Annotated in this window: 11 protein-coding genes; 7 read left to right on the forward strand and 4 right to left on the reverse strand. The window is 37.8% G+C overall.

Annotated elements, in window-relative coordinates; all coding sequences use genetic code 11:
• Positions 1-41 precede the first annotated feature (41 nt).
• Entirely contained in the window at positions 42-362 is a 321-nt protein-coding gene (locus H6G06_RS11135; RefSeq protein ID WP_190560032.1) for a hypothetical protein, read from the forward strand.
• Positions 363-415: 53 nt separating this feature from the next.
• Here H6G06_RS11135 and H6G06_RS11140 read toward each other — a convergent pair whose 3' ends face one another.
• A complete protein-coding gene (locus H6G06_RS11140; protein WP_190560034.1) occupies positions 416-712 on the reverse strand; it encodes a DUF2103 domain-containing protein in 297 nt (98 codons plus the stop codon).
• 5 nt (positions 713-717) lie between these two features.
• Complete coding sequence (clpS, locus tag H6G06_RS11145; RefSeq protein WP_190560036.1) at positions 718-1,041, reverse strand: ATP-dependent Clp protease adapter ClpS; 324 nt, start codon at positions 1,039-1,041, stop codon at positions 718-720.
• 119 nt (positions 1,042-1,160) lie between these two features.
• On the opposite strand from clpS, the gene H6G06_RS11150 reads away from it, so the two are divergent.
• Positions 1,161-1,598 carry a DUF29 domain-containing protein gene (locus H6G06_RS11150; RefSeq protein WP_190560038.1) on the forward strand — a complete coding sequence of 146 codons (438 nt, stop codon included), beginning with the start codon at positions 1,161-1,163 and terminating at the stop codon, positions 1,596-1,598.
• A 56-nt stretch (positions 1,599-1,654) separates the two neighbouring features.
• On the opposite strand, the gene H6G06_RS11155 is transcribed toward H6G06_RS11150, so the two are convergent.
• On the reverse strand, positions 1,655-3,679 hold the full coding sequence (locus H6G06_RS11155; RefSeq protein ID WP_190560040.1) for an FAD-dependent oxidoreductase: 2,025 nt from the start codon (positions 3,677-3,679) through the stop codon (positions 1,655-1,657).
• Between the two features lie 229 nt (positions 3,680-3,908).
• On the opposite strand from H6G06_RS11155, the gene H6G06_RS11160 reads away from it, so the two are divergent.
• From H6G06_RS11160 to H6G06_RS11170, 3 genes are all read left to right on the forward strand, one after another.
• Positions 3,909-4,643, forward strand: coding sequence for an abortive infection family protein (locus tag H6G06_RS11160; RefSeq protein ID WP_190560042.1), 735 nt, complete (start codon positions 3,909-3,911; stop codon positions 4,641-4,643).
• Between the two features lie 125 nt (positions 4,644-4,768).
• Positions 4,769-4,999 carry a hypothetical protein gene (locus H6G06_RS11165; protein WP_190560044.1) on the forward strand — a complete coding sequence of 77 codons (231 nt, stop codon included), beginning with the start codon at positions 4,769-4,771 and terminating at the stop codon, positions 4,997-4,999.
• A gap of 208 nt (positions 5,000-5,207) precedes the next feature.
• The gene (locus tag H6G06_RS11170; protein WP_190560046.1) at positions 5,208-7,805 is read left to right on the forward strand and encodes a tetratricopeptide repeat protein; all 2,598 of its coding nucleotides are present in this window, start codon (positions 5,208-5,210) and stop codon (positions 7,803-7,805) included.
• Positions 7,806-8,196: 391 nt separating this feature from the next.
• Here H6G06_RS11170 and H6G06_RS11175 read toward each other — a convergent pair whose 3' ends face one another.
• Positions 8,197-8,739 carry a nucleotidyltransferase family protein gene (locus tag H6G06_RS11175; RefSeq protein WP_190560048.1) on the reverse strand — a complete coding sequence of 181 codons (543 nt, stop codon included), beginning with the start codon at positions 8,737-8,739 and terminating at the stop codon, positions 8,197-8,199.
• Between the two features lie 439 nt (positions 8,740-9,178).
• Here H6G06_RS11175 and H6G06_RS11180 point away from each other — a divergent pair, with 439 nt between their 5' ends.
• Positions 9,179-11,266 (forward strand): GumC family protein, encoded by a 2,088-nt coding sequence (locus H6G06_RS11180; RefSeq protein WP_190560050.1) that lies wholly within the window; start codon positions 9,179-9,181, stop codon positions 11,264-11,266.
• 68 nt (positions 11,267-11,334) lie between these two features.
• Positions 11,335-12,696 carry a tRNA (N6-isopentenyl adenosine(37)-C2)-methylthiotransferase MiaB gene (gene miaB, locus H6G06_RS11185; protein ID WP_190560052.1) on the forward strand — a complete coding sequence of 454 codons (1,362 nt, stop codon included), beginning with the start codon at positions 11,335-11,337 and terminating at the stop codon, positions 12,694-12,696.
• Positions 12,697-12,892: the final 196 nt, after the last annotated feature.

The following is a 12,892-nucleotide window of genomic DNA, read 5'->3' on the forward strand; positions in this document are numbered from 1 at the left end:
TAATGTCGATCCAGACATCATTCAGATGGGAATAAAGGCAAATGTGTTTAGTAAACCTCTTTTGTCACGAGTTTGTGGTTGCTGTTTCCTTTGTAGCTTGCATTGCTGGTCTATGGTTACTACGGGAGGACAAGAAACAGAAAGATGAAGCACAAGCAACAGAAGAAGTGCTGTTGAGAATGAGCTTTGCTTACTGGCTTGTTTACTGTATCGCTTTTGGGATTGAAAAAATGCTTTTACCGACTTGGGAAAGTTTAACCATGACTTTAAAAATTACTACAGCTTTGTCATATTTTTTAACTTTTTCTTGTATTCTCAGTTTGCCATTACATAAATTTGCTGTGCATGAAGTTGAAGAATAGTCAAATATCAAAAGAGGAGCTAAAAACGCTCCTCTCCTGATTATTTGTTATATTCATGCAATTTTCATCGCGATCGCGATCGCTGTTTCCAGTTGCTCCTGTGCTAAAGTCGTGAGTATAAATACCTCTTGCACCGTCTTACCATGTCGTGCAATAACTTTATACCCCCCGCGAATGGGTACAGACACACGTAGCTGCATTTTAGGAGCATGACCTTTCACTCGCCCAATTACCGCTGGCGTTACAGTGTGAATGCCATCATGCTGACATAAACGTTCTAAAATAGGAATTAGACCAGAAATGTGGGTAGAGTGATTCCAAACAAGTCTACCATCCGTGGGTTTGCTCATGATGATTAAGCTGTTTCCAGAGGAGCCATTGTCAACCCAGCGCGACGCAGCTGCTGGTGATATAACTCCGCCTGTTCCTGCGGACCTACCCACACTATCGCTTGTCCTTCATAGTGTACCTGATTTGTGAGATCCCAAGCGCGATCGCCTGTCATTCCCGGAATATATTTCATCAAACATTCAGAAACGTGCTGAAAAGTATTGAAATCGTCATTTAAGACAATCACCTTATAATTAGGATAGGTTTTTCGAGTAACTTGATTAACCCGATCAGGTGTTACAGTTGGTGCTGTGGCCATTCCATAAACAGCTGCAAGTCTTGTCTCCATAAGTCAACAAACTACGTTTTACAAAACTACACTTCAAATATCCAGTTTAATTCATTGTTGGGTTGAGAATTAGAGAGAGACTACAATTATAAATATATAAACTGATAACAGGTGCAACAATGAACACCTTTCAACTCTATACAACCGACTTCCATGCTTGGACTCAAGAACAGGTTAATTTACTCAAAACTCAACAATGGAATACATTAGACACCGTTAACCTAATTGAAGAACTGGAAACATTGGGAAGAAAAGAAAGACAAGAATTGAGAAATAGACTAGCTGTATTGCTAGGACATCTATTAAAATGGCAATTTCAAGCCCAAAAACGTAGTAATAGTTGGTTGAGTACAATTAAAGAACAACGTATTCAAATCAAACTACTTTTACAAGACAGTCCTAGCTTACAACCTTATTTAGAAGAAGTTTTTCTCACAGCTTATGAACTAGGTTTAGCCTTAGCAATGCGAGAAACTCAACTAGGCCAAAAAGTATTTCCAGAAATATGTCCTTACACCTGTGAACAAACTCTCAACTCGGAATTTTTACCAGATTAGTTGCTTTCAGATCCCCCACTTCTTGAAGAAGTGGGGGATCTAGTCAACACATAATTCTACCGCCAATCTTCCCAATTTTGATTAAAAATGGAAGTATCAGGAAAAGCAGTAGGATTACCATTTTTCTCTAAAATATCTTTTAAAACCTGTAATTTTGGTTCTAATCTCGGTAAATCATCAACTAATTGATAAGGTGCAATATTTTCTTTAAGTGCAAAACTGGCCACAGTTCCCGCAGCAGCACCAGCAGACCATTCAAAAGAATGAACCCGATAAGCAGCAGCAGCTATATGACTAGTAGCAATACTTTTACCCCCTACTAATAAATTATCAATTTTTTGGGGAATCATGGCTCTCAGCGCAATTTGGAAAGGATAAGCGTTACCAGCACCGCGTCTTTCTCCCGCGCGTTCTTTATTACCGGGTGCTTCCGCTGGACTGTTCACCATACAAGGATGAAAATCTATTGCGTAATGTCCTATACCTATAGCATCCGGTAAAATAGTAGAACGACTGCGCTTCATGGCTTTATCTGGTGCAACTTCACCTCTAATTACTGATATTGCCTCTAAACCTGCCAGTGTCGCTTTTAACTGGCGATACATATCCGCAGGTAGAGTTTTCCGGTAATACTCATCATTATAATTACGGCGGGAAATATCAACTTCCCAAATTCCAAACCCTTCCGGTTGCCCCCAACTGGGACGGCCAATAATGCGTCTTCCTTCGCGCATATATGGGTATTTTGATAAACCGTGTGCAGTTCCCATTGGCGAATCTAAACCTGTTAACAAACGATTATTAGGTTGGGGTTGTTTCACATTTGCACCAAGTTGTGAATCAGTATTTCCCGCAACTAACCAGTAATAATAAGCCAAAGCATTTTCTTCACCTTTGCGGAGGGTCTCGGTTCTCAGTCCTCCCATCCAGCCACTGGGCTGTAATTGACCTGTAGCTTGTAATTGTTCGCGAGTATAAATGAGATTATCTTCGGCTGTTCCTGGACGGTAGTCATTACCCCAAGTCCAGTTTTGCATAGATATGTCCCCTGGGGTGGGAGTTGTAAAATTGACACCACCAAATTTAGTTTGTTGACCTTGTTGCGGACTCCAAATACGACGATAGGTAAAAACTAAATCAAAATTGGCTAATCTTGCTAATTCATAGCTGAAATAAGGTGCATATTGGGGATAAAATGGGGGCATTATTTGGTTTTGCGGTTCTTTGGTAGACTCCATTGCAAAGGTGTAAGTAAAACCTTGGGTACAATAGGGGTCGTTTGTAGTGCTAGAAGATGAAGGTTCGAGATAGGAACGCGCATCAATTCCTAGACGATAAGGAACATCAGCTAAAGCAATAATTTCCCCAGTTTCACTTGCGTCTACAACGTACCATTGATTATTATTTTTTTTGGATTGTTTGGGTAGAAAACGAATTATATTTTTAGTGAAGCGGGGTGAGTTTTGGTAACTATAAGCGTCTTCAATGGTTTGCGATAAGGTGAAAGTATTCAGGGGTGGTGCGTTTTTTGCTGGTTGATGTTGAATTGCGATCGCACTATTTATAATTTTACCATCTTGGCTAATTTGTAAATCTTTAATTACTGTATTTGGAAACCATTGCAATTTTCCTTTACCCTGTTTTGCTGCATCTTTGAGCATTTGGGTGATGATATTGTGAGCATCACCAGGAAGAAAACAGGAGTCACTTACCCAACAGTCACCAGGGTTAAGTTTGCCATATTTGCGTTGAATGCGGTTTCTTAATTCTAGATATCCACGCGAATAAAATTGTTTATCTCGTTGGGTTGGTCTTTCATCTAACGCAGATGTACCTTGAGAGGAAATTTGTCCCCCTAACCAGTCGGTAATTTCTGTTAAACAAACGGTGTTTCCTGCGAGTAAACTTTCGTAAGCTGTAGCGACTCCAGACAGTCCACCACCAACAATGAGAATTTCACAGTTGACGTTTTTATCTGGGTTTCTGGGTGGGGTTGCGGTGACGGAATAGGGAGTAAGGAAGGTGGTTAGTAAGGTGATGCTGATGAGTTGGTGACAAGCCTTTTTTTGTCTGTTTTTCATGGTTGATGCACTTTGTAAACTATATCATTTTGTAGACGGTAGTTGTGGGGGAAAGGTTCTTTATAAGATTATAGGTGTTTAGTGAGGGTTTAATCTCTATGGTGGTGTATTAGCCACTGTGTTGCTTAAATTATCAGCATTAGCAACAACATTTCATCATCCAAATGACAAGTAAGTGACGCTATACTATGTTTTGTTTAATAAATATGAGACAAAAAGGAACTTAATCATGAATAGAAAGCAAGAAAAGCAAGAGATTATAAAAAGTCTAATTACAAGATTATCTAACTTAGCATCACCAACTCTCATAGAACCAGATCCATTTAAAAAATGGTTAAGAAGTGTTTCACAGGTTCTTAAAAATGCGAATATGCAAAATGAATTGAAAAAATGGGAGGAATTAACTCCACAACTTTTACATACTGACAAATCATTCTATACATCATCAATATTTAAATATGTGTCTTCTGATCAGAAATTATTTGCTAAAGAGATACTATTAGGATTTTTAGCTGAATTGAGTAAAGATAAATTATTAGACATTTCTATCCCTGCTCCAGAGATTACAAGTGCTGTTGTTGAACTAGCAATTAATGATGTAGAAATCTTAATTTCAACCAACGGAGCAGTTAGTGGTGTTGATAGAATCCATACAGCTTTACATGGCTATTTACGTGCCGTGTGTACTAAAGAAAATATCCCACATACTAAAGATGATTCGATGACAAAGCTATTTAAATTACTCCGTCAACAACATCCTGCATTTCAAAATATAGGTGTTCGTTCACAAGATATTGAGAAGATCCTGCAATCATGTGCTGGGATTATGGATGTACTCAATCCAATTAGAAACAGTGCGAGCTTGGCACATCCGAATGAGGATTTGTTAGAAAAAAATGAAGCAATGCTAGTCATAAATGTAGCGCGTACTTTATTGCATTACCTTGATGCAAAACTTAAGTAATTCATGAATTTAGAAGTTGTAGTTGAAGCTGAGAGACACAACTCTAACCCCCTAAAACTAGAAATTAGGGTAAAATAAACTTACAACAAACTGAATAACCAGTTAAACCAAACTGCATTATCAAAATGGAAAATACAACAATTTCTATTCCTATAAATTCTGCTATAGTAAAGGCTTACATAGAAGCATCGGGAGAAGAACAAAAAAAGATACAATTCCTCTTAGGCTTGCGAATGAGAGAATTGTTAGACAAACCATCTGTTTCTCTCAATCAATTAATGGATGAAATCGGAGCAAAAGCAGAAGCACGGGGGTTAACACCTGAAATTTTGGAATATTTGCTCAATGATGAATAACGCACGTTTTGTCAGCCAACTATAGTCACAATTTTAATACACCTTTATCAAATACAGTTACAAGCTTATTGATAGAGCGTTTTATCTCCACAAATCTGCTAATATCAAACAACCCCCCTAAAAATCAGTACCCTTGCATCCATCATCTATCATAGATGGCATATAGACACACCGCTGCAAAAACTAACTAACGGATAGGGAAGGTGTTATGAACAGCAAAAAACCCATTTTTTCAAATTTAGCTTTAAAAAGCGCCATTTTATTGTCACCCCTGTTGATATCTACCGCTTTTGTCAGTGGAAAACTCGAACTATCAGCTAATGCTCAGGTATTATCAAATCCAGAACGGGAAGAATTAGCTCGACTGCGAACAGAAACCCGCATTCAAAAGCAAGTACAGTCAGACTTTGAGCGTGCTTTCACTCGCACGAATACCCTGCTCAATATCTGGTTAACTATTTTAAGTTTATTTCCTGTGGTTTTAATTGCTACATTATGGTTATTACGGAAAGCCATAATTCGGGAAATTGTTGAGCGAGCAATGCAACAAGTACAAGGAATAGAAAAGTTGCAAACTCAATTAATTACTGTTAACCAAGATGCGGAAAATTTGATTCGCTCATCTCAAAATATTACTCAGGAATTAGCACAGGAAGCCAATAAACTTAAACGATCAATTCAAGGTGAAGAAGCAAACTTATCTATACTTTTATCTGATTTACCAAAATCAAAACAAGAATTTTTAACAGCTTTAGAAAGAGAAGTTGAATCTGCTCAAGAAAATATCAGCAATTTAGAATTTAAACTCAATACTCAATTAGAACAAGTAACTTTATCTGCTCAACAACAAAGAATCACCATTGAAAATGTCAAGAAATTAGAAACTGAGTTAGTTTGTCGATTTACCAAACTCACATTAGCAGTTGAAAATCAGAAAGATACCGCTGTTAATGATATTGAACAATCCCGTTCTCAATTGATATCTCTACTGCATGATTTAGAGTTAGAAACTTTACAGCAAAAAGAAACTGCTTTTGAAAGTATATCACAATCGCGGTCAGAATTTACTGATCAATTATTTCACTTTCAGTCAGATGCTCAACATCAAAAAGATATATTTATAGATAATCTCGAAAAAATAAATAATCTGTTTAAATCACAACTTGCTGAATTCCAAACTGACGCTCAAAGCCAAAAAGATAAACTGCTTGCTGGTTTTGTACAATTACAATTAGAATTTTCTGATCAACTCGCAGAAGTACAAAATTATGCTCACCAGTGTCAACAGCAAATTATTGACAATTTAGAAGCATCTGGTCAAGAATTTACTTCTCGTTTATTAGAAATTCAAACTGATGTGCAGAAAGATATTCAACAACAGCAAGTTATCATTCGGGAAAATCTACAAAAATCAGAAACTGAATTTATCAACCTACTTGCAGAATTCCAGAATAATGCTCAACAACGTCAACAACAAATAATTGATAATTTAGAAGCATCTGGTAGTGAATTTACTTCTCAGTTTGCAGATATTCAAACTGATGTGCAACACCAGAAATTGAATATTTTACAGAAGTTGCAAAAGTTAGAAACTGAATTTATCAACCAAGTTGCAGAATTACAGAATATTGCTCAACAACGTCAACAAGAAATTATTGACAACGTAGAAACATCTGGTAGTGAATTTACTTCTCAATTTTTAGATATTAAATCAGATATTCAGACTGATGTTCACCAACAAAAATTGAAGATTTTACAGAAGTTGCAAAATGCAGAATCTGAATTTATTAACCAAGTTGCACAATTACAAAATACTGCTCAACAACGTCAACAACAAATAATTGACAACCTAGAAAAATCTGGTAGTGAATTTATCTCTCAGTTTGCAGATATTCAAACTGATGTTCAACAACATAAATTGAAGATTTTGGAGAAATTAGGAAACTTAGACAAGTTAGAATCTGAATTTACTGCACAACTATCAGAATTACAATTAGATGCTCAAAAACGGAAAGATGCCATATTACAAGAGTTAGCAGAAAGTAAACCTCAACCTACCCCAGAACCGGAAATAGTACCAGAAAAATTACCCGAACCAACACAACCTGAAATTTCTGCGGATAATTATATCAAAGAAGCGGAAGTGCTATTTTCAGAAAAACGCTATGAAGATGCTTTAGCAATTTATGAACAAGTCGTTAAAATTAAACCTGATGATGCAGAAACTTGGCTGAAACGCGGTTTAACTCTGAATAGGTTAAAACGCTATAAAGACGCGATTATGTCTTACAATAAAGCGATTAAAATTAACCCTAATTATCATCAAGCTTGGTGTGATATTGGTGTTGCTTGTGGTAATTTAGGTAAGCACAAAGAAGCCTTTAACTGTTTTGATAAAGCTACGCAAATTCAGCCAGATGATGGTGTAGCTTGGTTAAATCGTGGTTTGTCTTTATTAGAATTGGAACGTTACGAAGATGCGATCGCTTCCTTTGATAAAGCGTTAGAATTCCAACCCAACTCACCCAAAATCTTAGATAAACGTGGTTACACATTGGTAAGATTGGGACAAGATGACGAAGCAATAATCAATTTTGACAAAGCACTAGAAATTAAACCAGACTATGCTAGTGCTTATTATAATAAAGCAGCTTGTTATGCACTGCAAAGAGAAGTTACATTAGCTGTAGAGAATCTTCAGAAAGCAATTGAGCTTAAACCCAGCTACAAAGAAGATGCTGCGACTGATATAGATTTTGATGATATTAACCAAGATCAAAGCTTTCAGGAATTAATTCAGAGTTAGTCATGATAAATGAAAAATACCCCTCCATAGTTTCTACACTCATTAGAACCTATAAAGGGGTAATTTGAAGTCATTAATGCCTCTTGTGAGGAGAGGGAAATGTAGCAGAGAAATTGGATAATAGGTGGGCTGCAATTGTGCAAGGAAAAGCCTTAACAACTATGTAGTTTCCACTGAAGGAAATCCTATCAATGCCTCATCATTGAAGATATAACGTATTTCTCTCAAACCTCATCTATCTAGAGAGATAGGCAAAAATCTACCCTAAGATAGATTGACGGTAGCTCAGTATAAAAAATACTGTACTATACTTAAAATCGACAGCAAATAGAATTATTTACGTAATCTAAAGTATATAAATTAACCTGAAACTAGAAATTTACCCCGCCAGTCAAAGAAACAATAACCGCAAGCCAGGACACTTTTGAATAAACCCAGATGATTTGTTGTGAGCATTCACATCATTAATATGTGTGGGTGTGGGTCGAATAATGCCACTAAATAAATCATCTAAACCGTAAGGTGTAAAAAATTTCCATTCTCCTTGTTGATCCATACGCACACCTACAGCAGTCGCTGTGTGTAACCAATCTTTAATGCCATCTTCTGTACTCGAATAAGTTCTTATACCAGCACGCCAGCGCCCAAAACTTGCTTGATTTTTAACATCAAACTCGTATTGAGGAAATTGTGCTGTCAGAGTTGATTTTGCTACCAGTTCCTGATCACGGTTCCCCCCATCATCAAAAAAAGCAATATCAAAATCTTTGATGAATAACTCACATTCTTGTCCAAAAATGGCACGCCAAACTGTATTTCGCACTGCTCCCCCTGCTAACCACCAATGAGGTAAATTGATGTGAGCTATTGCTGGTAAGACAGTACCAATAATTGAATCAGATAGAATTATTTGCAGATGTGTTTGATTATCCATGCTGGGGATGAGGTAGTGGAGTAAACAACAAAGTTGAAACCTGCTTATTAACATTCTATACAATATTATCACCAAGCCTGAATTATATTTGGTATAATAAAAATGTATTTACTATGTTTTTTTACTTAAAAAGTATTGTAAACTTTGATAAGATGAACTGAAATAATATCATAAGATATTGACAAATATTATCAAATTTAAATAAACTTGTCACCCATGTTATGAGATAAATCCATAACAAACCTGAGTTATTAGTAATTTTGACTAGACTGTGTTTGTGGTGTAAAATCAACATCATCTTTCTAGTACAAGTAATTTCCAATCTTCAAGTTAAATACGCATTTTTATCTGTATATAATTCTATTCTGTTAGCCGAGCTTATACAGAATTCAAAATCTGAACATCACAAAAATCAAAATCAAACTACCGAAAAAAGAATATGGAAAAACATTTGCAGTATTGGTCTATACTTAAGCGCCGGGGGTTGCCCGCTTCTATAGTTTTTTTAACTCTTTTGGCATTGAGTGTAGTTAAAACCGTCATAGAAACTCCCGTTTATCAGGCAGGAGGCCAGCTGGTACTGAAAAAGAACGCCACATCTTCCCTAACAGGAGTAGGTAGTCAATTAGGACAGTTGGAGAGTTCAGTCAGTGGTAGACCATTGGCAACCGAGGTAGCAGTTTTGCATTCTCTACCCTTAGCTGAAAAGACGATAAATACCCTTGCTCTCGATATTAAACCCACAGAATTTCTCAAAAGTCTGAAAGTAAAAAATATTGAAAATACAGATATTATTGAAATATATTATACAGATAAAATTCCCAAAAGATCGGTTTCAATTGTTAACACTTTAATGAAGATATATATAGAAAATGATATCAATGCGAACCGCAAGCAAACCAAGTCTGCCAGAGACTTTATTGCCCAACAGTTGCCACTGAGTAAAGCTGCATTACAAACATCTGAACGCAGACTACAATTTTTTAAACAGCAACACAGAGTTTTGGATTTAAAAGCCGAAGCCGCATCAAGTGCAAGTATTCTTACGGGTCTAGAAAAACAAGTAGCCGCAACTAAATCGGATTTATCTTCACAAACTGCCCGGATGCAAACAATCCAAAAATTGTTTGGTGTCACTTTACAAGATGCTATAACTGCGAGTTTTGCGGGTGAATCGCCATCAATAAACGCAGTTCAGGAACAATTACAAGATCTTCAGAAAAAGATAGCTGTTGTAGGGTTACGTTTGACAGACACCCATCCAACGATGATTGATCTCAAAGAACAAGAGGCTGTCCTCAAAAAAGAACTGGAGAAGCGGATAGAACAAAGTTTGATCAGTAAAGCAGGACGTTTGAATAATCTCCAAGATCCGGATAGGATATTACAACTGAAAACTCTTGGTTTACAACAGGAACTTCTTGGCCAATATGCTGCTGCTGAAGCCGAAAGATTAAGTTTACAAGTCAGGCTCAAATCTTTAGCTCAAATAATCGAATCTTATAAACAAAGGGCTAATATCTTACCACAGCTAGAATTACAGCAACGTCAGCTAGAACGGGAAATAGCTGCAACTGAGTCTAGTTATCAAAATCTGTTGGCCAGGTATCAGGAACTCCAGGTAGCGGAAAATTTACAAGTGAGTAATGCCATGATTGTCGCACCTGCCTTAATTCCTTCAGTACCACTGACGACTGACAGGTATATTAATTTATTGCCAGGCTTAATAGGTGGAATCGTTTTAGGGGTAGTTACTGCCTTGGTTTTGGAAAGATTGGACAAGACTATCAAAAACCCAAAATCTGCGAAAGACTTACTGGGATATACTTTTCTAGGTTATATTCCGCCTTTCCCCAATGGTAGTTTCACTCCAGAAGTAATTGTCAGAAAACAGCCTGATTCACAAATCAGCGAGGCTTTTCGGATGCTGCAAACTAACCTCAGATTTTTTAATGCAGAACAATCAGTGAAGGTGATTGTGGTATCTAGTGCTGTACCAAAAGAAGGTAAATCTACAATTGCTGCCAATTTAGCCTTTTCTATCTCTCAATTAGGACGGGATGTATTACTAGTCGATGCTGATTTGCGTAATCCCAGTCAACACAAAATCTGGGACATTTCAAATCAAGCAGGTTTGAGTAACATTCTCAGAAGTGATTTGGATGTTGATCAGGCTGTAGTGGAAATTACACCTAATTTGAAAGTGATCACTGCTGGTCAACCAAATAACAACTCAGCCGCCCTGTTGGATTCTAGTCAAATGGCTGTATTTGTGGGACAGGTCGCCCAAAGATATGATTTTGTAATTATAGATACGTCGCCTTTAACTGTAGCTGCGGATGCAACTATTTTAGGTAAATTGGTCAATGGAATTCTGTTTGTCGTCAGACCTAAAGTGGTTGATTCTACCAGTATTTCTCTCTCTAAAGAAATGTTGGAAAAAGCTGACCAAAATGTTTTAGGTGTGGCTATAAATGGCATCAGTGCTAATGAGCAATATTCTGCTTATGCAGCAACTACAGTTTAGTGGTCATAGGTTTCGATAGAATAGTCAATAGACTTAAAATAGATGATACTGATTCAGCGTAATTCCCCATGACCATGAACCGCCGCTACCACATTACTACCTTCGGTTGCCAAATGAATAAAGCCGACTCAGAGCGCATGGCTGGCATACTAGAAGACATGGGCTTTGAATGGTCAGAAGATCCTAATGATGCAAATGTGATTCTTTATAATACTTGTACAATTCGGGATAATGCCGAACAGAAAGTTTATTCCTACCTGGGTAGACAGGCAAAACGCAAGCATGAACAACCTGATTTAACTTTAGTCGTTGCTGGTTGTGTCGCTCAACAAGAAGGTGAGGCTTTGTTGCGTCGTGTGCCAGAATTAGATTTAGTAATGGGTCCGCAACACGCTAATCGCCTCAAAGATTTGCTAGAGTCTGTTTTTGATGGTAATCAAGTTGTTGCTACGGAAGAAGTACATATTTTAGAAGATATCACCCAACCCCGTCGTGATAGTAAAGTGACAGCTTGGGTAAATGTCATTTATGGCTGTAATGAGCGTTGTACTTATTGTGTAGTTCCCAACGTGCGCGGTGTGGAACAGTCTCGCACACCAGAAGCTATTCGCGCGGAAATGGAACTATTGGGAAAACAAGGTTATAAAGAAGTTACCCTTTTGGGTCAAAATATTGATGCTTACGGACGAGATTTACCAGGTTCAACTCCCGAAGGCCGTCACCTAAACACCTTGACAGATTTACTCTATTATGTTCATGATGTGCCTGGGATTGAAAGGCTCAGATTTGCTACTAGCCATCCCCGTTATTTTACAGAACGATTAATTAAAGCCTGTGCGGAATTGCCCAAGGTGTGCGAACACTTCCATATTCCCTTCCAATCTGGGGATAATGAGCTTCTAAAGGCAATGTCACGGGGTTACACGCACGAAAAATATCGCCGGATTATTGATACTATTCGTCGTTATATGCCGGATGCTTCAATTAGCGCAGATGCAATTGTGGGTTTTCCTGGGGAGACAGAGGAACAGTTTGAAAATACTCTGAAATTGGTGGATGATATTGGTTTTGATTTGTTGAATACTGCTGCATATTCACCCCGACCGGGTACACCTGCGGCTTTGTGGGATAATCAATTGAGCGAAGAAGTGAAGAGCGATCGCTTGCAAAGATTAAACCATTTAGTTAACGTTAAAGCAGCAGAGCGATCGCAGCGTTACTTTGGCAGAATTGAAGAAGTGTTAGTTGAAGAGCAAAACACCAAGGATAAAACTCAGGTGATGGGACGCACAGGCGGAAATCGTCTCACCTTCTTCACAGGCGATATTAACGAACTCAGAGGGCAAATAGTCAAGGTGAAAATTACCGAAGTTCGTCCTTTTAGCTTGACTGGTGAACCAGTAGAAGTGCGGGAAGCGGTGACGGTGTGAGGCGACAGGGAATAGGTGACAGGTGACAGTGAAGAAGAAAAGGAGCAGGGGAGCAGGGGAGCAGGGGAGCAGGGGAGAATAAATAACCTCCTGACTCCTGACTCCTGACTTCTAAAAAGATTGATTTTTCTTGACCCAAAATGATTACAATTAGTGTTGATGCTAGATAATGGGAAAGCCTTGACATTTATTCACC

Source organism: Anabaena sphaerica FACHB-251 (assembly GCF_014696825.1).
Lineage (GTDB): Bacteria > Cyanobacteriota > Cyanobacteriia > Cyanobacteriales > Nostocaceae > RDYJ01.